At 40.4% G+C, this 19,229-nt stretch carries 17 protein-coding genes; 9 read left to right on the forward strand and 8 right to left on the reverse strand.

What is annotated here, in order from left to right; all coding sequences use genetic code 11:
- The first annotated feature begins 141 nt into the window (after positions 1–141).
- The 8 genes from QOX35_RS03780 to QOX35_RS03815 all read left to right on the forward strand — a co-directional run bounded on the left by QOX35_RS03780 (position 142) and on the right by QOX35_RS03815 (position 10,714).
- Complete coding sequence (locus tag QOX35_RS03780) at positions 142–1,275, forward strand: metallophosphoesterase (protein WP_283685845.1); 1,134 nt, start codon at positions 142–144, stop codon at positions 1,273–1,275.
- Entirely contained in the window at positions 1,272–2,465 is a 1,194-nt protein-coding gene (locus QOX35_RS03785; protein ID WP_283685846.1) for a metallophosphoesterase, read from the forward strand. The genes QOX35_RS03780 and QOX35_RS03785 overlap by 4 nt, the downstream gene beginning before the upstream one ends.
- 10 nt (positions 2,466–2,475) lie before the next feature.
- Positions 2,476–4,140, forward strand: coding sequence for a DNA repair protein RecN (recN, locus tag QOX35_RS03790; protein WP_283686183.1), 1,665 nt, complete (start codon positions 2,476–2,478; stop codon positions 4,138–4,140).
- A gap of 5 nt (positions 4,141–4,145) precedes the next feature.
- Positions 4,146–5,249, forward strand: coding sequence for a DegT/DnrJ/EryC1/StrS family aminotransferase (locus QOX35_RS03795; RefSeq protein WP_283685847.1), 1,104 nt, complete (start codon positions 4,146–4,148; stop codon positions 5,247–5,249).
- Between the two features lie 336 nt (positions 5,250–5,585).
- Positions 5,586–6,929: an adenylosuccinate lyase gene (gene purB, locus QOX35_RS03800; RefSeq protein ID WP_135104762.1), complete on the forward strand. Its 1,344-nt coding sequence runs from the start codon at positions 5,586–5,588 to the stop codon at positions 6,927–6,929.
- 77 nt (positions 6,930–7,006) lie between these two features.
- A complete protein-coding gene (locus QOX35_RS03805; protein WP_283685848.1) occupies positions 7,007–8,419 on the forward strand; it encodes a pseudouridine synthase in 1,413 nt (470 codons plus the stop codon).
- 99 nt (positions 8,420–8,518) lie between these two features.
- On the forward strand, positions 8,519–9,919 hold the full coding sequence (asnS, locus tag QOX35_RS03810) for an asparagine--tRNA ligase (protein WP_283685849.1): 1,401 nt from the start codon (positions 8,519–8,521) through the stop codon (positions 9,917–9,919).
- Between the two features lie 126 nt (positions 9,920–10,045).
- A complete protein-coding gene (locus tag QOX35_RS03815; RefSeq protein ID WP_283685850.1) occupies positions 10,046–10,714 on the forward strand; it encodes an HD domain-containing protein in 669 nt (222 codons plus the stop codon).
- A gap of 71 nt (positions 10,715–10,785) precedes the next feature.
- Here the strand turns inward: QOX35_RS03815 and QOX35_RS03820 are convergent, their stop codons facing one another.
- From QOX35_RS03820 to lon, 6 genes are all read right to left on the reverse strand, one after another.
- On the reverse strand, positions 10,786–11,037 hold the full coding sequence (locus QOX35_RS03820) for a DUF4834 family protein (RefSeq protein WP_006843346.1): 252 nt from the start codon (positions 11,035–11,037) through the stop codon (positions 10,786–10,788).
- Between the two features lie 128 nt (positions 11,038–11,165).
- Positions 11,166–11,744, reverse strand: a complete 579-nt coding sequence (locus tag QOX35_RS03825) for a manganese efflux pump MntP (RefSeq protein WP_283685851.1) — start codon at positions 11,742–11,744, stop codon at positions 11,166–11,168.
- On the reverse strand, positions 11,741–12,259 hold the full coding sequence (locus tag QOX35_RS03830; RefSeq protein WP_283685852.1) for a nitroreductase family protein: 519 nt from the start codon (positions 12,257–12,259) through the stop codon (positions 11,741–11,743). The genes QOX35_RS03825 and QOX35_RS03830 overlap by 4 nt, the downstream gene beginning before the upstream one ends.
- Before the next feature lie 86 nt (positions 12,260–12,345).
- Positions 12,346–13,296 carry a glycosyltransferase family 2 protein gene (locus QOX35_RS03835; RefSeq protein ID WP_283685853.1) on the reverse strand — a complete coding sequence of 317 codons (951 nt, stop codon included), beginning with the start codon at positions 13,294–13,296 and terminating at the stop codon, positions 12,346–12,348.
- Between the two features lie 7 nt (positions 13,297–13,303).
- Positions 13,304–13,858, reverse strand: a complete 555-nt coding sequence (locus tag QOX35_RS03840; RefSeq protein ID WP_135104769.1) for a DUF4199 domain-containing protein — start codon at positions 13,856–13,858, stop codon at positions 13,304–13,306.
- 150 nt (positions 13,859–14,008) lie between these two features.
- On the reverse strand, positions 14,009–16,498 hold the full coding sequence (lon, locus tag QOX35_RS03845) for an endopeptidase La (protein WP_283685854.1): 2,490 nt from the start codon (positions 16,496–16,498) through the stop codon (positions 14,009–14,011).
- A 199-nt stretch (positions 16,499–16,697) separates the two neighbouring features.
- Here lon and QOX35_RS03850 point away from each other — a divergent pair, with 199 nt between their 5' ends.
- The gene (locus tag QOX35_RS03850) at positions 16,698–17,408 is read left to right on the forward strand and encodes a tRNA1(Val) (adenine(37)-N6)-methyltransferase (RefSeq protein ID WP_283685855.1); all 711 of its coding nucleotides are present in this window, start codon (positions 16,698–16,700) and stop codon (positions 17,406–17,408) included.
- A 40-nt stretch (positions 17,409–17,448) separates the two neighbouring features.
- On the opposite strand, the gene QOX35_RS03855 is transcribed toward QOX35_RS03850, so the two are convergent.
- Complete coding sequence (locus tag QOX35_RS03855) at positions 17,449–18,804, reverse strand: MATE family efflux transporter (RefSeq protein WP_283685856.1); 1,356 nt, start codon at positions 18,802–18,804, stop codon at positions 17,449–17,451.
- 60 nt (positions 18,805–18,864) lie between these two features.
- Positions 18,865–19,218, reverse strand: coding sequence for an aspartate 1-decarboxylase (gene panD, locus QOX35_RS03860; RefSeq protein WP_006843338.1), 354 nt, complete (start codon positions 19,216–19,218; stop codon positions 18,865–18,867).
- Positions 19,219–19,229: the final 11 nt, after the last annotated feature.

The raw sequence follows: 19,229 nt of genomic DNA on the forward strand, positions 1-19,229 counted from the left end.
GATAGAAAGATATTCGAAAGAGTGGTCATTGGCGACTGCTCTTTTTTCACATAAACCGAAAGGTTAATAGCCCGTACTTTTTACCTATGCATCTTTTGCATCTGTATATACATACACACAATAAACGTATAAATGAAATCGATGTTTTTTATTATAGTATTTACAGTATACCTCTTAGCTAATTTTTATGTATTCAGGCACTTTTGGATTGCGATGCCTCCGAGTAATGTGGGGCGTATAGCACTTTTGTCGTTTGCGGTTATAGCGGTTACTTCATTTTTCATATCCTTCTTGATCGGGGACTCCTTACCGGTAGGGCTTACTTCGTTGCTATACAAAGTGGGCACAGCATGGTTTTTCATTCTTCTTTATTTCCTTATGATAATTGCTGCAAAGGATTTGCTGGGGCTTAGTAATAAGTTGCTGCACTTTATGCCGAGCGATTCCATTACCCGTTATACGAGAGACAACTGGGTTGGTCTGGGGCTCATGGTAGGCTTTGTTGCACTGCTGATGACCTGCGGCTATCTTAAATATCAGTGGAAAGTAAGAGTCGATCTTCCTGTTCAGATATATAAAACCTTTGGTGATACCATTTCGCCACGCTCGTTACGCATTGTTGCCATTACCGACCTGCATTTGGGGTATGGCATCGGTGAAAAAGAGTTTGAAAAATGGGTAGACCTAATAAATGCCGAAAATCCTGACATTGTACTCATTGCCGGAGATATTATCGACAATAGCGTGCGTCCGCTCAAAGAAGGGCATTTTGCAGAAGTTTTTCATAAGATAAAAGCACCGATGGGCATTTATGCTTGCCCCGGAAATCACGAGTATATAAGCGGAGCAAAAGAAAGCTTCGATTTTATTACAAAAGCAGGAGTACATCTCTTGCGTGATTCTGTAGCCGAGGTAGATAGTTGTTTTTACGTGGTTGGGAGAGACGATAAGTCTAACCCGAACCGCAAATCATTGAACGAGCTTGTCGCCGGGCTTGACCATACCAAGCCAATCATAATGCTCGATCATCAGCCTTATCACCTCGAAGAGGCTGAAGCCAACGGTATCGATATACAGATTTCGGGACATACCCACCAAGGGCAGGTGTGGCCTATATCGATGATTACCAAAAAGCTATATGAGAGAGATCATGGTTTTGTGAAAAAAGGGAATGCAAATATATACGTAAGTTCGGGTATTGGTCTTTGGGGCGGAAAATTCCGTATAGGTACACAATCCGAGTATGTTGTAATAGATGTGAATAAAAAGAAATGAGAGTCTTTTTCAATGCCATAATGATTCAGATATTCTTCAGTGCATACATCTACTGGAGAGGATGGCAGGCATTGCCCGATAAGAAGTATATTAAGATTCCCTACACTGCCATATATGTTGCAGAGTTGATAATATACTTTATCGGATTCTTTACCTCAAAACACTTATCGTTCGACGCTCTTCATACATTCGCCTGGACGGGTACAACGTGGATGTTGTTTACTATCTATATGACGTCATTGCTCTTATTGTATGATTTAGTGAAATATATAAATAAAAAGAAAAAAATATTTTCGCTCGATTTTGCAGCAAAAAAGCCCCGACTTGTTTATTTTTGTACAGCATTGCTTTTGGTAGTGGCTGTGATGTGGAATGGGAACTACCGATTCTGGCATCCTGTGATAACGGAGAAGAACCTCACGATAGAGAAGGATTCGCCCAATGTGAAAAACTTGCGCATCGTGGTAGCTACAGATATACATGCGGGATATCTGATCGACAAGAAAATTATTTCCATGTATGTGGATAAGATAATGGAGCAGAAACCCGACCTGATATTGTTGGTGGGTGATATTGTCGATTATGATGCCAAATCGCTATACGAGCAGCAAATGGAAACAGAGTTTCATCGGCTAAAAGCTCCTTATGGGGTGTATGCGTCTACAGGAAATCATGAGTATATAGAGCTGGACGAGCCTAAGGACGAAAAAATCTTGTGGTTGAGCCAAAAGGCCGGAATAAATGTTTTGCGTGATACTACTGTTATGATCGCAGATTCTTTCTATCTTGTAGGCAGGGAAGATGATATGTGTAAAAACCGTAAACAATTACCCGAAATAATGCAGGGGGTAGACAGGCAATATCCTGTCATTGTGATGAATCACGAGCCGCATCGCTTGCAGGAAGAGGTTGCAGCCGGTGCAGATATCGCTCTGTATGGTCATACGCACAACGGTCAGTTTTTTCCAAACAATGTGATTATGGCTGTTTCGTCTATGATATACAACTCGGGGATATTGCCGGAAAGCATTTCTTCCAAAATGAGGTTTATGTATGAGATTCCCTACGGATATAAGAAAAAAGGAGATACACACATATATGTGTCCTCCGGACTTGGATTGGCGGGACCTCAATACAGGATTGGCACAGTGTCGGAGATTGTAGTTCTCAATGTCAACTTTAGTAAATGATATATTAGCCATGCTAAGATCGCTATACATAAAAAATTATGCTTTGATAGACAGCCTCGAAATTGACTTCGAGCCTGGCTTTTCTGTTATTACCGGAGAAACAGGAGCCGGAAAGTCTATTATTCTGGGGGCACTGTCTCTTATACTTGGGCAGCGTGCCGATATCAAGGCTATCAAGCAGGGGGAGAGTAAATGTGTTATCGAAGGATCGTTCGATGTTTCGGCATACGATCTCAGAGCTTTCTGCGAAGAGAAAGGCATAGAGTACGATCCCGATAGTTATATCCTGCGCAGGGAAATACTCTCTACCGGAAAATCAAGAGCATTTATCAACGATTCGCCTGTCTCACTCACTGATCTGAAAGAATTGGGTGGTCAGTTGATCGATATACACTCGCAGCATCAGAACTTGTTGCTATCCGACACCCGTTTCCAAATGCAGGTGGTAGATGCTTTGGCGGGCAACAAAGAGTTGCTGAGTAGATACCAACAAGCTTTTCATCAATACAAGCAATCGGAAAAGGTATTGGCAGAGCTGCGTGAAGCAGTGAGGAAAAGTAAAGAGGAAGAAGACTATCTTCGTTTTCAGATCGAATCCTTGACAGAAGCCGCTCTTGAGGGAGGGGAGCAGGAAGAACTGGAAAACGAGCTGGAGACACTTACTCACGCTGAAGATATAAAGTCGGCATTATTCAAAATGCACTCTTTGTTGTCTGACGACGATAAGGGAATCGTGCTGGGTCTCAAAGAAGGACTCAATACGTCTCAACAGTTAGCAAAGGTATATGCCCGTTCGGAAGAAATATCCGAGCGTCTGCAAACAGCGTATATCGATCTTAAAGACCTTGCCTCCGAAATGGATAAGCTTGCAAACGACGTGGAATTCAACCCTGAGCGTTTGGCTTTTATCGAATCACGGCTCGATCTGATCTATACATTGCAGAAGAAATATCATGTAAATGCTGTGTCCGAGTTGTTGGCTTTGTATGAAGAATTCAAACAAAAGATAGAAAATATAGAGTCATCCGATCAGCAACTAGAAGCTCTTGAAAAGGAAGTCCACGAAAAGTCGGAAAAGGTATTCGCTCTTGCGAAGCAGTTGACCGATAGTCGTACGTCGATAACCGATAGTTTCGAGAAAGATCTCACCGATCGGGTTGCTTATCTGGGTATGCCTAACATTCGTTTCAGAAGTGAAATTATAACAGAGAAACATCCCAATATATATGGATTAGACAGTGTGCTGTTTCAGTTCTCTGCAAACAAAAATGTACCTCTACAGCCTGTTGCGGAGATAGCTTCGGGGGGTGAAATTTCCCGTCTGATGCTCTGTCTCAAATCCATGATTGCAGGTGCAACCGCATTGCCTACTATTATATTCGATGAAATAGATACAGGTGTTTCGGGCGAGATAGCAGACAAAATGGGAGAGGTGATGCGTGAGTTTGGCAAGAATATGCAAGTGCTGGCAATAACACACTTGCCTCAGATTGCCGCCAAAGGGAAAGCGCATTACAAGGTTTATAAATCGGATGACGAACATACCACAACTACAAATTTGGTGCGCTTGTCCGATGAAGAACGTTTAACGGAAATAGCCCGTATGTTGAGTGGTTCTACGGTAACAGAGGCGGCTATACAAAATGCGAAAGTTATGTTGGGCAAAAAAGTCTAAACAGCATGAACGAAATTTTATTCCTTAACTTAAAACGAGAAAACGAACGCTATGCAACTGAACTGAAAGAAGCAACTGCTCGTATTATACACTCAGGCTGGTATATACGAGGAGCGGCGAATGAATCCTTCCAGTCTCAATTTGCTTCTTACTGTGGTGTCTCTCACTGTGTGGGTGTGGGCAACGGTCTTGATGCCCTGCGTCTCATTCTGATGGGATATATGGTGATGGGGCGTATAAAGGAGGGTGATGAGGTAATTCTTCCTGCAAATACATTTATTGCTACTGCCTTAGCTGTTTCGCAATGCGGGCTTGTTCCTGTTTTGGCAGATTGCGACATTGTGACATACAATATCGATCCTGCTTCAGCAGAAGAAAAGATAACAAACAAAAGCCGTGCTATAATTGCCGTTCATCTATATGGGCAAGTCGCAGATATGGATAAGCTCAACCAATTAGCTCTCAAATATAACCTTCTGCTTATCGAAGATGCAGCACAAGCACATAGTGCCGTTTATAAAGGCAGAAAAGCGGGTAGTATTGGTGATGCGGCAGCATTTAGCTTTTATCCTGTAAAGAATCTTGGCTCGTTGGGCGATGCAGGAGCTGTAACGACAGACGATGCAGAATTGGCAGAGGTGGTGAATAGTTTATCGAATTACGGTTCAGATGAAAAATATATACATAACTACAAGGGACTGAACTCCCGTCTTGATGAAATACAAGCTGCAATCCTCTCAGTCAAATTAAAATATTTAGATGCGGATAATTCACGCCGTCGGGAGATTGCAAAGTATTACTTGGATAGCATAAAAAATGACAGGTTTGTTTTGCCTGAAATAAAAAATTGGGATAGCCATGTGTTTCATTTGTTTGTGTTGCGTTGCAAAGATCGTGAAGAACTCCAACAGTACTTATCGCAAAACTCCATCCAGACTCAAATACATTACCCTTATGCTATACACAAACAGCCGGCTTATGCTGAACTAAATCATTTGCATTTGCCTGTTTCGGAACTGCTGCAAGATGAGGTGTTGAGTCTTCCGCTTTATCCGTCTTTGCGAGAAGATGAATTGGTAAAGATAGTTGATACTTTAAATAGCTTTTGATATTCTTTGATTATTACGTTTTTATCTTCAGTGTGTGGTGTTCGCTTCTCTCGTGTTTTAAAGAAAATTGTAAACGCAAATGGAGAAATTCGAAGTGAATTTTTTATCTCGGAAGAAATGCGGTACAATGTTTTTATAAATGCTCTTCAGGTAAAGAACTTCAGGGCTGTTTTGTTTTGTCTTAAAAAGATAAAAAAAACGATGATTTACAGTCTATAAAAACCTTTTAGAACTATATTTTGTTGTATATTTGTAGTTCAAAGTAAGTAGTGATATTGAAAGAGAGATTTTTTAAGAAAAGACTAATTAAAAACACATAAGTACTTATAACATAAAATGAGACTAACTCCCTTAACTGCCATTTCGCCAATAGATGGTCGTTATCGCAATAAGACAGAGAAACTAGCCGATTATTTTTCAGAGTATGCCCTTGTAAAGTATCGCGTGCGAGTAGAAGTAGAATACTTTATAGCTCTATGCGAATTGCCGCTACCTCAATTGAAAAATATAGATAAAGAAGTTTTTCCTAAACTGCAGTCTATCGTAGATAATTTTTCGGAAGAAGATGCTTCACGTGTAAAAGAGACTGAAAAAGTAACAAATCATGATGTAAAAGCTGTCGAATATTTTATAAAAGAGAAATTCGATGAGCTTGGGCTTGAACAATACAAAGAGTTTATTCACTTTGGACTTACCTCGCAGGATATAAATAATACATCTGTACCATTATCTTTAAAAGATGCTTTGACAGACGTGTATTATCCTTTGCTCGACGAGTTGATCGTGAAGCTCACATCTCAGGCTGAGGCTTGGGCAGACGTAGCTATGCTGGCTAAAACGCACGGACAACCGGCATCGCCAACACGCTTGGGTAAGGAGATTATGGTTTTTGCCAGCCGCCTTCAGGCTCAGTTGCAATTGCTCCGATCGGTGCCTTTGTCGGCTAAATTTGGAGGAGCTACAGGAAATTATAACGCACACACGGTAGCCTATCCCGAATATGACTGGAAAGCTTTTGGAAACAAGTTTGTATCCGAAAAGTTGGGCTTGGTGAGAGAAGAGTGGACAACACAGATATCCAATTATGACAACTTGGCAGCGGTGTTTGATGCTTTGAAACGCATCGATACGATAATGATAGACCTCAACAGAGATTTTTGGCAATATATTTCGATGGAGTATTTTAAGCAAAAGATCAAAGAAGGAGAAATAGGATCATCGGCAATGCCGCACAAAGTAAACCCTATCGATTTTGAAAATGCAGAAGGTAACCTGGGTATAGCAAATGCAATATTGGAACACTTGGCTGGTAAACTGCCTGTTTCGCGCTTGCAAAGAGACTTGACAGACTCTACTGTATTGCGTAATATAGGTATACCAATGGGGCATATCGTGATTGCTATTCAAAGTACATTGAAAGGGTTGGATAAATTATTATTGAATAAAGAAGCATTATATAGAGATCTGGACAATTGCTGGGCAGTTGTAGCAGAAGGAATTCAAACGATTCTTCGTCGTGAAGGATATCCGAAACCTTATGAAGCACTGAAGGCTCTTACTCGTACGAACAATGCAATTACAGCAGAATCAATTGCAGAATTCATCGATGAGCTGAATGTCAGTGATGCTGTGAAAGATGAACTGAGAAAAATTACACCTCATACTTACACTGGTGTATAAATTTTTACGTTGTATAATAACCGTGAGGTTGTTTTGAAAAAAATGAATGTAATATAATTAAACAAGAAAAAAATCAAATGGTGACAGAAAATGGAAATGATAGAGACGGCCGGGATGGTTACTCTTCATCAGAAAACAAATCAAATGGAAATGATCCTGTAAAGAAGAAGCGAGCTCGTGTAGGCGATCTACGCAAACAATCTTACGATAGCCCTGACCGTGGAAAAGAAAGAAATCCGTATAAGGCTGGTGGCGACAGACAAGGCTCTTCTTACGATAGAGGAAACGAAGAACGTCGATCATATAGCGGTGGCGGTTATTCCGATAATAGAGACAGAGACGGCGGTGGCTATTCAGGCAGTCGTGGCGGTAACTACGATTCTGGTAATCGCGGAGGTAATTACAATAGCGGTAACCGTAGCGGTGGTAACTATAGCAGCGGTGGCAACCGTGGCGGTAACTACGACTCGGGCAATCGTGGCGGTAATTATAATAGTGGTAACCGTAGCGGTGGCAACTACAGCAGTGGTGGCGGTAGCTATGGTGGCGGTAATCGTACCGGAGGCAGCAGTTATGGCGGCGGCAATCGTACCGGAGGTGGTAGCTATGGCGGTGGCAATCGTGGCGGTGGCGGTAGCTATGGCGGCGGTAATCGCAGCGGCGGTAGCAGTTATGGTGGTGCTAACCGTGGTGGCAGTGGCTATAATAAGGCAGCCGAAGGAGTTAAAAGACTTGTTAAGCCTGTAAAGTACAAAGAAAATATAGATCCAAGTACACCTTTACGTTTGAACAAATATCTGGCTAATGCCGGAGTATGTTCTCGTCGCGAAGCTGATGCGTTTATCACATCGGGTGTAGTGAAGGTAAACGGTGAGGTAGTAGATCAGTTGGGAGCAAAAGTTACACGTGGTGACTTGGTTACATTCCACGATCAACCGGTACGCTTGGAAAGTAAAGTATATGTATTGCTCAACAAACCGAAAAATTGTGTGACAACATCAGATGATCCGCAAAACCGTCTTACTGTGATGGACTTGGTGAAAAATGCCTGCCCTGAACGTATCTATCCGGTTGGTCGTCTCGATAGAAACACAACAGGTGTTTTATTGTTGACAAACGACGGAGACCTTGCGTCTAAACTGATGCATCCTAAGTTTAAGAAAAAGAAAATCTATCAGGTTACTCTCGACCGTGATGTAGCTATCGAAGATATGCAGGCTATAGCCGACGGAGTAGAGCTGGATGATGGAGAGATACATGCCGACTCAATCGCATATCAGGCAGAAGATGTACTGAATGTAGTGGGTATTGAAATACACTCGGGACGTAACCGAATTGTTCGTCGTATATTCGAAAAGTTAGGTTATCAGGTGGTGAAACTCGACCGTGTATACTTTGCCGGATTGACAAAGAAAAATATACCGAGAAGCAAATGGCGTTATCTGACCGAAAAAGAAGTGAACATGCTTCGTATGGGAGCTTTTGAATAAAATAATTATATTAAATGAAGACTTGGCATAACCTGAAAAAGGCATTATGCCAAGTTTGTTCAAAATAGACAAATTGAAGATTTAATACACATTACAAAAATGGAAAGTATTCGTAGAACAAAAATTGTAGATCTGCTCCGAAAAGAGAAAGAATTTGGAGCTACAGTCGCCGTAAAAGGATGGGTAAGAACTATTCGTGGTAATAAATATGTGAATTTTATTCACCTGAACGATGGCTCTACAATTCATAATCTTCAGATCGTAGCCGATGTGGAAAAATTTGGAGAGACGTTCTTCAAACCTGTAACTACCGGAGCATGTATCCATGTTATCGGAAAGTTGGTAGAATCGCAGGGTAAGGGACAAACAATGGAAATTCAGGCAGATTCAGTAGAGATTTACGGAACAGCAGACCCTGAAACTTATCCCTTGCAAAAGAAAGGGCACTCACTCGAGTTTTTGAGAGAGATTGCTTATCTGCGCCCTCGTACAAATACTTTCGGTGCAATATTCCGTATACGTCACCATATGGCTTATGCCATTCATAAATATTTCAATGATAATGGATTTTTCTATTTCCATACACCTATTGTAACTGCTTCGGATGCAGAAGGTGCAGGATCTATGTTTCAGGTAACTACACTTGACTTTAATAATGTTCCACGCAACGATAAAGGACAAGTAGACTATGCCGAAGATTTCTTCGGACGCCAGACCAACCTTACCGTATCGGGACAGCTCGAAGGAGAGCTTGGAGCAATGGCTCTTGGTGCTATTTATACATTTGGTCCGACATTCCGTGCCGAGAATTCTAATACTCCACGACATCTTGCCGAATTTTGGATGATAGAGCCCGAAGTAGCGTTCTATGATATCCACGACAATATGGACTTGGCGGAAGACTTCCTTAAATATCTGATACGTTATGCATTGGAAAATTGTAAGGATGATCTTGAATTCCTGAGCGAGCATTTTGATAAAGAATTGATAGACCGTCTGAACTTTGTTACAGCTAACGACTTTGTGCGCCTTACATATACCGAAGGGGTAGAAATACTCGAGAAGAGCGGACACAAGTTTGAATTCCCTGTTTATTGGGGAGCTGATTTGCAATCGGAACACGAACGTTATTTGGTAGAAAAGCACTTCAAACGTCCTGTTATCCTGACCGACTATCCAAAGGAGATCAAGTCTTTCTATATGAAACAGAACGAAGATGGTAAAACTGTTCGTGGAATGGATGTACTTTTCCCTAAGATCGGAGAAATTATCGGAGGTTCGGAGCGTGAAGCTGATTATGATAAACTTGTTACTCGTACCAAGGAGCTGGGTATGAATACAGACCCTATCTGGTGGTACCTTGAAACACGTAAGTTCGGAACAGCGCCTCATGCCGGTTTCGGATTAGGATTTGAGCGTCTTATCCTCTTTATTACAGGTATGGCGAATATCCGTGATGTGATTCCTTTCCCTCGTACACCAAACAATGCCGAGTTTTAAATCAGGCAATCAAGTATATGGAAGAGCAGCAAAATATTTTGCTGCTCTTTTTATTTCGAAGAGTTAGTTCTTTGTATTACTTAAAAAATAATATATTTGTAGCCCCACACCCTACAAATACTGAATATGAGTATTAAAATAACATTTGCAGACGTAAAGAAGTCTCAGGAAATAAAAACATATATCAAGCAGGCCGACGCATCATTGGCTGTGATGGGATACACCGAACATAGCTTTGCCCATACAACCAAATGCGCCGAAGTTGCAGGACAATTACTAAAAGATCTGGGCTATGACGATCGGGATATAGAATTGGCAAAGATAGCTGCTTATATGCACGATATAGGGAATGTAATAAATCGTGCCGACCATGCGCAAAGCGGAGCAGTGATGGCTTTTAGGTTATTAGAAAAAATGGGTATGCCAGCCGAAGATATTGCAACGATTATCACTGCTATAGGAAACCATGATGAAAAAACAGCCTTCCCTGTCAATGCTGTAGCGGCAGCACTCATTATTGCCGATAAAACAGATGTGCGTCGCAGCAGGGTACGCCGCAAAAGAACTATACATACCGATATACATGATAGAGTAAACTATGCGGTAGAGAAAGCGGATTTAAAACTCGATACAGAGAATAAGACGATAACGCTTTGTCTTACAATTGATACGAAGATAAGTGCTGTGATGGAATATTTTGAGATCTTTATAGAGCGTATGCTCCTATGCCGTAAGGCGACAGACTATTTCGGGTTCAGCTTTAAATTGAATATAAATGGTAATGCGATAATGTAGACATTTAATGTATAAACAAATAAAGCAGAAAATCGTTAGACTTTCTGCTTTGTGTTTATGTTTACTTTTTCCTATTCTTTTATCTCTTCAAACTTTACATATTCGCCTTCGTTCTTCGAAAAGACTTTGCGCTGATCGTTTTTTGATGAGTGATTGTATTGCTCGTTATTATTCGATGAATAAGTATTATTTGCCCTTTGTCCCGAAAAAGGAGAAGACGATGGTCTTCCGAATATAAAAGACGCTACTCCCCTGATCAGAGAAAAGACAAACATTATCCCTAAAATAGCAATGGAAAATATCAGAAAGAATATAAGTGTCATTTGTTTTTAGTTTTATAAATTATAACCAAAGCAAATATAATATTTGCCTTACTAAAGATAACACGTATATAAGCCTTTAGATGTAATAGTTTTATTTATTTAACAAGACTTTAGCATTGTAAACAATATCAGATAATAGCCAGCCCTTCGTGATGAAAAACTGTATGTTGCATAAGTATACTGCATCCGATAATGATGAGGATAATACCTCCTATAATATTTATTCTAAGGTTGTACCGTTGCCCTACTTTGCTTCCCGATATTACGCCAAACGAGGCTACAAGCATTGTGACTACACCGATAACTATTGCCGGAAAGAATATATTTATATTGATCAGCGACATGGATAGCCCTACGGCTGTGGCATCGATACTGGTTGCAACGCCCAGACTAAACATGGTTTTGAAATTAAGCGGATTGAATGGTTTACTCTCTCCTTCGTTTTTGATACTCGAGTATATTACTCTTGTGCCTAAGAAAACGAGAATGATAAATGCCAACCAATGATCGTACTCGTCGATATATTCAGCAAATGTAGAGCCTATAAACCATCCGAAAACAGTGAGGCTCATTTGCATGAATGCGAGCATACCCGCTATTTTCAGGATGTTGATGGTATCGTGATTTTTTATTATAGCCCCACTGGTAAGTGCTATAACGAGGCTGTCCATCGACAGGCCTATTGCTAATATAATAATTTGGATCATATCCATTTGGTAATCTCGTTCAGTCCCTTGCGGTTTTTGTTTGGGCTAATACTTTTTTCTTCGTCAATATATCCAAGGGGGAATATGGCTATGGCTTCCAGATGAGCCGGTATATCGAGAGCCTTACGCAGAATATGAGGGTCGAAGTTACAAACCCAACACGTTCCTAAGCCTGTTTCAGCCGCTGCGAGGCATATATGCTCGGCAGCAATGGCTGCGTCTACATCACCAAAGTCTTTATAATCAGTGTTTTTTCTTTTCCACGATTGCTCAGAGTCCTTGCAAACGATAATATGCATAGGTGCCGATTTGAACCACTCTCTGTTGTACGATTCCTGTATTTTTTCTATTGCATCCTTGTTGGTAACAACATAAAATACCCAAGGCTGATAGTTACAAGCTGATGGCGCCAGGCGTGCACAATCAAGAATGTAATTCACTTTTTCCGCTTCTATAGGTTGAGGCATGTAAGCCCTAACCGAATAGCGGTTTTCGATAAGATTTTTTAGTCGCATTAGCTTTATGTAGTAGTCTTAACTGATATCCTTTTATTCTTAATGTAATGAAAAGGATACAGCTATAGGCTGATATTCAGACTTACTTATAATTCTTCTTCTACTTTATAATTGTTCCTTTCGCTCGAACTGCGTGAGATAATCTCTCCCAGAAATCCCGCAAGAAAAAGTTGGGTTCCCAGTATCATCATTGTCATAGCAATGAAAAAGTACGGTGAACTAGTCACCAACGGGTGCGCTATCCCTTTGCTCATAGCATACAATTTGCTGCAACCTAAAATAACAGCAGCTATGAATCCGATAAAGAACATGACAGTACCCCATAGTCCAAAAAAGTGCATTGGTTTTCGTCCAAATACCGATAAGAACCAAAGGGTTAGCAAATCGAGATAACCGTTTACAAAACGGCTGAATCCAGCGAATTTGCTTTTGCCGTATTTTCGGGCTTGGTGGTGTACTTCTTTTTCTGTAATTTTTGTAAACCCTGCTATTTTTGCAAGGTATGGTATATAACGGTGCATATCGTTATATATCTCTATGCTTTTCACCACATCTTTGCGATAGGCTTTCAGCCCGCAGTTGAAGTCATGGAGCTTCACTCCCGAAACTTTTCTGGCTGTGGCATTAAATAGCTTTGTAGGCAATGTTTTCGACAGTGGATCGTAACGTTTCTTTTTCCATCCCGAAACAAGATCATACTTGTCTTCCTTTATCATCTTGTAGAGTTCCGGTATTTCGTCCGGACTGTCTTGCAAATCGGCATCCATCGTGATCACAACATCGCCGGTTGTACGTCCGAAGGCACAATGCAATGCAGGAGATTTACCATAGTTGCGTCTGAATCGGATTGCTTTTACATTTTCGTCCGATTTTTTCAAATCAGCTATTATTTCCCACGAACGGTCATTGCTGCCATCGTCAACAAAAATGATCTCGTACGAGAAGCCGTTCTCATTCATAACCCTTTTTATCCACGCATGGAGCTCGCTTAGCGATTCTTCTTCATTATATAAAGGTATAACAACAGATATATCCATAGATGCTTTAGTTATTCTTTTTTATTTTGACTACAAAGTTGAGAACAAAGCTAAGGAAAAATCCTAAGAATATGTTCTTTATAAATTCCATTACGATATATGTCAGTTTGTTAGAAAATATTACTCTCATAATGTCTTTTGCCCGTTCGTAGTCGGCCTCAGGTACTTTTATTATAGGGGCAACTTCTATGCTTTTCATCACTGGCTCTATCATGCGGCTAAAGAATGCCGGGTCGATAAACTGATAGTGAGCAAACATGATTACGCCTTCGAGAAAAGAGGCGTAAAAGCACATCAATACCGTAAAGGCGATGCAATGCCATGCGCTTTGCGGATTGTCGGGGTCGGAAGTCTTAAACCTGTAATAGAAAATATACACTACCAGCAATGTGACAATGTTGAGCAGATAAAAGATGAATGCAAACCTGTCTGATACACCTATGCCTGCTACAATTAGAAATATGTATCTGATAACCCAGAATAATCCGAGCAACAGACCATAAAACATAGCATATCTGTTGATTATAGAGAAGCTTTCGCCTAAACGTTGATTTTTTGCCATAAGTGATACAAATGTAAGAAAATTATCAGATTCTATAAAGCAGACCCATAAACAATTACCAAGAAATAAGTAAGAGGGTAGAGTATTATAGAAAGAGGCTATCCAAAAAATTAGACAGCCTCTTTATGTATTCAGAAATTTCTTTACCTATTAGTTCCCTTTGTTCTCTTTTTCTTCTTTTATGGTTAAGTCTAAAGGGTGTTTCACCTTCTCTTTTAGCAAAGCTATATCGAGAACCTCCTTTATGTCATCTACATAGTGGAAAGTCAATCCTTTGAGATATAGAGGTTTGATTTCGTCTATATTCTTTTTGTTTTCTTTGCAAAGGATGATCTCTTTTATTCCGGCACGTTTTGCAGCCAGTATTTTCTCACGGATGCCACCCACAGGAAGAACTTTTCCACGCAGGGTTATTTCTCCGGTCATTGCCAGATTTGGTCTAACCTTGCGTTGGGTGAAAGCCGAAGCCAGCGATGTAACCATTGTTATACCTGCTGACGGGCCATCTTTCGGAATAGCTCCTTCAGGAACGTGTACATGTACATTCCAGTTGTCGAATACCTTTTCGTCAATACCGAGCAACTGCTGTCCGTGCGACTGTAAGTATTGGAGTGCAAGTATGGCCGATTCTTTCATCACATCCCCCAGATTTCCTGTCAGGGTTAGTTTGCCGCCCTTGCCTTTGTTTAGCGATGTTTCTATAAACAGAATTTCTCCACCTACCGAAGTCCAAGCCAAGCCTGTAACGACTCCCGCATATTCGTTGCCCTGATATTGATCACGGGTATATTCTACTGCTCCCAGATACTCTTGCAAATCATCCGGATCGATCACTTTCTTATATTCATCGTCAGAAGCTACCTTACGAGCCAGTTTACGCATAATCTTGGCAATCTTCTTATCCAGTTCACGCACTCCCGATTCGCGGGTATAGTTTTCTACAATTTTTTCTATTGTCTTTTTCGGAATATCGATAGCGTCTTTTGTCAGTCCGTGATTTTCCAATTGTTTAGGTATGAGGTGACGGCGAGCTATTTCTATTTTCTCTTCTATAATGTATCCGCTTACGTCTATCAGTTCCATACGGTCGAGCAATGGCTGAGAGATGGTCGATAGGTTGTTTGCAGTAGCAAGGAACATTACTTTCGATAAATCGTAATCGATATTCAGGTAATTGTCATGGAATGTTGAATTTTGTTCAGGGTCAAGGACTTCTAATAGGGCAGAAGACGGATCACCTTTAAAATCACTACCTATTTTATCGATTTCATCAAGCACAAACACAGGATTTGAAGAACCGGCTTTCAGTATATTCTGAATAATACGCCCCGGCATCGCACCTATATATGTACGGCGGTGTCCTCGTATTTCCGACTCGTCGTGCAATCCTCCCAAAGACACTCTCACATAGTTGCGGTTGAGTGCTTTTGCTACAGATTTACCTAAGGATGTTTTCCCCACTCCCGGAGGGCCATAAAGACAAATGATCGGCGATTTGAGGTCACCTTTGAGTTTCAGTACGGCAAGATGCTCAATAATACGCTCTTTTACTTTCTCCAAACCAAAGTGATCTTGATCGAGCACTTTCTGAGCATTTTTCAGATTGAAATTGTCTTTCGTGTACTCACCCCAAGGCAAGTCGAGTATGGTTTCTATATATGTATATTGAGTAGAGTAGTCGGGCGACTGCGGATGCAGGCGTTCGAGCTTTGTTATTTCTTTTTCGAAAATAGCGGCTACATCTTTACCCCACTTCTTCTTTGCTGCTCTCTGTTTAAACTCTTCGAGGTCGGCTTGTTGAGGGCTTCCGCCCAATTCGTCCTGAATTGTTTTTATTTGTTGTTGAAGGAAGTATTCTTTTTGTTGTTGGTTGAGCTCTTCACGTGTTTTCATTTGTATGTTGAGCTTCATCTCCATCATCTGTGTTTCACGATTGAGGATAACCAACAGGCGGTAAGCACGTTCTTTTTCGTCGTCTATTTCCAACAGAGCTTGCTTCTCCGATCCTGAAACAGGCAGATTTGCACAACAGTAATTTACCAATACCGAAGATACACTATCCGATTTTATTCGCTGTATGAATTCCTTTGGTGGTTCGCCATACATACGCAGCATGAGTATCATCTGGTCGCGAATAGAATCTAACAGTGCTTTGTATTCTGTGTCTGTCTTGAGAACAGGAACACTTTCCTTAATTTCGTATCTTCCTTTAAGGAACGGTTCGGTTTGTGTCAGTTCTGTCAGGCGAAAACGTTTTTTTCCTTGAAAGATGACAGTCACGTTCTCATCGTCTGGAAGCTCGATTACACGTATAATTTCGCCAATAACGCCTATTGAATACAGGTCGTTGATTTCGGGTTCTTCGTTGTCTGCGTCTTTTTGGCAGACAAGCCCCACGTATTTCCCTTTCAGACGGCTTACACTTTTTATCAGCTTCAACGATTTTTTTCGTGCAACGGATATCGGCATGCTCGTCCCCGGAAAAATAATCGTGTTTCTTAGCGGAAGAATCGCGATTTCTTCTTTCAGGTCGTTTTCATTTATATAGCAATCTCCATCATCGAAGTCATTAGCTATGATCGATATAACCGGTCCATTGTTTTCTTCGAGACTGAGAAAATCTTTCTTTTTACTAAACATATTTATAATCCTTGTTTTTGTTTTTATGCTCCTTTTTACAAGAAGCAGATAAAAATATGGAATAATAACTAACTTTGCTTACATATATAACAAAATTTATGCCATAAATGGTTATAGATTTTTTGAATGAGTGATAGTATAATACATGTAATAAGAAATTATACATTGATTTTACTATAAAAATGTTACTTATATAAATATGCCGAATCTTTATTTTAGGTTCAAAAAGTTTACAGTTTATCACGATCGTTGTGCCATGAAGGTAGGTACAGATGGTGTTTTGCTTGGTGCATGGGTCAATGTTTCAGGCGATAATATTGTAGATATAGGTACAGGTACGGGACTCATTTCGTTGATGATGGCTCAGCGCAACGAAAAAGCTGTAATAGACGCAATAGACATTGATAGCGATGCTGTAAGTCAGGCAAAGGATAATATTGAAAATTCTCCATTTGGTAACCGTATCAATTCTTGGAATGCTTCGTTGCAAGAGTTTTGCTCAAAAGCAGAGAAACGATATGATGTGATTGTTTCCAACCCTCCTTTTTTTGTACAATCCTTAAAGTCGCCAAACAAAGAACGTTCTTTGGCAAGGCATACCGATAGTTTGCCTGTCGCAGATTTGATCGGCTTGTCTGCTTCACTTTTGTCTCAAAGGGGGCGGATGTCTTTTATCTATCCTTTTGATTACAAAGCAGAGCTTATAAAGCTTGCCGAAAAATATAAACTATCAGTGTCACGTATTACCAATGTGTTTCCTACCCCTGATTCTCTACCAAAACGCATTCTGATAGAGCTGTCGAAAGATGAAGCCACACCAATCGAGAATGATTTGATTATAGAAAAAGCAAGACATATATATTCAGATGACTTTACTGCTTTATTGAAAGATTTTTATCTGAAAATGTAAATTGACTTTTCGGATTATACGTTTCGCTATAACTGTTTTCTTACACTACTTTATTTTGCCATCGGGCTCGTGTGAGATATATGATTGAGAATATTAATAGAGGTCCCCAATAAAAGTATTCTACAGTCCAACACCACGCTACAGACATTTCCTTATATATTACTATCCACGACATAGCCACAATGTATATTACCATTGTTATCATTTCCAATATAAGGGCGGCTTTGGTGTTTCCTGTTCCAGATATGGAGTTGAATACTACAATACTTAGTGCTGATATCGGTAGCGAGAAAAGTAATACGATAAGAGGTGTCACCGTTTCTCCGATAAGTGTTTTCTGATCGATAGGAGCTATGATTGATATCCAAAACTCTGGAGAAATAAATGTTATTCCCATCATGAGAACGATTATTCCCATATTTAATAAGCATATTTTCTTCACAAGGGGAATAACTCCTTTTATATTCCCTGCGCCCATCGTATTGCCCACCAGTGTGTTGGCGGTGGTGGCCAAAGCATTCATCGGAATAAAGTAAACCATATAGAAACTTCGGACGAGGTTTGTTATTTTAAGCGCATCTTCGGAGTGTTGTTCTATGGCAACGAAGAAGATAAACCATGTAGACATGGAGATAAAATACTGCACCATCGTAAAGGATGATATATTCAGGATGCTTCGGATAATGGATAGCTTGAATTTCATCTTTGCAAAACCATATTTCTTGAAGTCGACGGTTGCAAATGTATATATGGTAAAAAATAGCACAGAGGCTATCTCTGACAATACAGCAGCGATGGCTGCACCTTCAATTCCCATCTCGGGGCAACCGAAGTTACCGAATATAAGAGCATAGTCGGCTATGATATTCACAACAGCCATTGTGATTGCATTGAATGTCAATACCTTTGTGCGGGCGACTCCGACATAGAATGCACGGAACATTACGTTGAATGCCGCAAAGAAGAATCCGTAGATGCGTATAGATAAATATCTGTCGATAGCGTCGAATACGTCCGGCGATTTGAGGAATGTAGACAGCACTTGATCGATCAGTAGCTGTGACATGAAAAACAGAATAAGAGCAAATACCTGTAAAAACATAAGCCCCTGTATCACGATAGTACCTATCTTATCGTAATTTTTTTCACCATTGCGGCGGCTGATCATAATCTGCCCACCGATACTGAAACCGAAGCAAAGCGTAAAAATAGCTACATAATATATTCCCGCAAGTCCCGAAGCACTTTGGTATATACCCGCCAAACCGGGGTGATCGGGGTTGACAACATGTCCGAGGAAAAAAGTACCTGTGAGTTGTATAATATTCTGGGCAAGTAATCCTAACATAATAGGAATACTTACCTTCCATATATCTTTATATGTATATGAATGCATAAGTTTAGCTGTTTGCTATTTGCCAATAGCAGAGTTAATACAAATTCCTAAAAATAGGTCTTATTTGATAATCTTGTTAGTCTTAGTGTCAGGAAATACAACCCATGGCTTGAAAGATTTAGCTTCTTCAAACTCCATTTGGGCATAAGACATTATAATAACAATGTCTCCCGGTTGTACTTTGCGGGCGGCAGCTCCATTCAGGCAAATAGCACCCGATCCACGTTCGCCTCTGATGACGTATGTTTCGAGGCGTTCGCCATTGTTGTTGTTGACTATCTGGACTTTTTCGCCTTCTATCAGGTTTGCCGCGTCCATCAAATCTTCATCTATCGTGATACTTCCGATATAATTCAAGTTGGCTTCGGTTACAGTAACACGGTGTAACTTCGATTTTACAACTTCTATGATCATTTTTTATCTTT

Source organism: Dysgonomonas sp. Marseille-Q5470 (assembly GCF_951230145.1).
GTDB lineage: Bacteria > Bacteroidota > Bacteroidia > Bacteroidales > Dysgonomonadaceae > Dysgonomonas.

What these genes read in the sequence shown, in the direction of transcription:
- QOX35_RS03830 (WP_283685852.1), bottom strand. Translation starts at nt 12,259, where the DNA reads ATGCGACTAAAAAATCTTATCGAAAACCGCTATTCGGTTAGGGCTTAC.
- recN (WP_283686183.1), top strand. Translation starts at nt 2,476, where the DNA reads ATGCTAAGATCGCTATACATAAAAAATTATGCTTTGATAGACAGCCTC.
- QOX35_RS03780 (WP_283685845.1), top strand. Translation starts at nt 142, where the DNA reads ATGTTTTTTATTATAGTATTTACAGTATACCTCTTAGCTAATTTTTAT.
- QOX35_RS03840 (WP_135104769.1), bottom strand. Translation starts at nt 13,858, where the DNA reads ATGGCAAAAAATCAACGTTTAGGCGAAAGCTTCTCTATAATCAACAGA.
- QOX35_RS03805 (WP_283685848.1), top strand. Translation starts at nt 7,007, where the DNA reads ATGGTGACAGAAAATGGAAATGATAGAGACGGCCGGGATGGTTACTCT.
- panD (WP_006843338.1), bottom strand. Translation starts at nt 19,218, where the DNA reads ATGATCATAGAAGTTGTAAAATCGAAGTTACACCGTGTTACTGTAACC.
- QOX35_RS03850 (WP_283685855.1), top strand. Translation starts at nt 16,698, where the DNA reads ATGCCGAATCTTTATTTTAGGTTCAAAAAGTTTACAGTTTATCACGAT.
- QOX35_RS03785 (WP_283685846.1), top strand. Translation starts at nt 1,272, where the DNA reads ATGAGAGTCTTTTTCAATGCCATAATGATTCAGATATTCTTCAGTGCA.
- QOX35_RS03815 (WP_283685850.1), top strand. Translation starts at nt 10,046, where the DNA reads ATGAGTATTAAAATAACATTTGCAGACGTAAAGAAGTCTCAGGAAATA.
- QOX35_RS03855 (WP_283685856.1), bottom strand. Translation starts at nt 18,804, where the DNA reads ATGCATTCATATACATATAAAGATATATGGAAGGTAAGTATTCCTATT.
- asnS (WP_283685849.1), top strand. Translation starts at nt 8,519, where the DNA reads ATGGAAAGTATTCGTAGAACAAAAATTGTAGATCTGCTCCGAAAAGAG.
- QOX35_RS03795 (WP_283685847.1), top strand. Translation starts at nt 4,146, where the DNA reads ATGAACGAAATTTTATTCCTTAACTTAAAACGAGAAAACGAACGCTAT.
- lon (WP_283685854.1), bottom strand. Translation starts at nt 16,498, where the DNA reads ATGTTTAGTAAAAAGAAAGATTTTCTCAGTCTCGAAGAAAACAATGGA.
- QOX35_RS03820 (WP_006843346.1), bottom strand. Translation starts at nt 11,037, where the DNA reads ATGACACTTATATTCTTTCTGATATTTTCCATTGCTATTTTAGGGATA.
- QOX35_RS03825 (WP_283685851.1), bottom strand. Translation starts at nt 11,744, where the DNA reads ATGATCCAAATTATTATATTAGCAATAGGCCTGTCGATGGACAGCCTC.
- QOX35_RS03835 (WP_283685853.1), bottom strand. Translation starts at nt 13,296, where the DNA reads ATGGATATATCTGTTGTTATACCTTTATATAATGAAGAAGAATCGCTA.
- purB (WP_135104762.1), top strand. Translation starts at nt 5,586, where the DNA reads ATGAGACTAACTCCCTTAACTGCCATTTCGCCAATAGATGGTCGTTAT.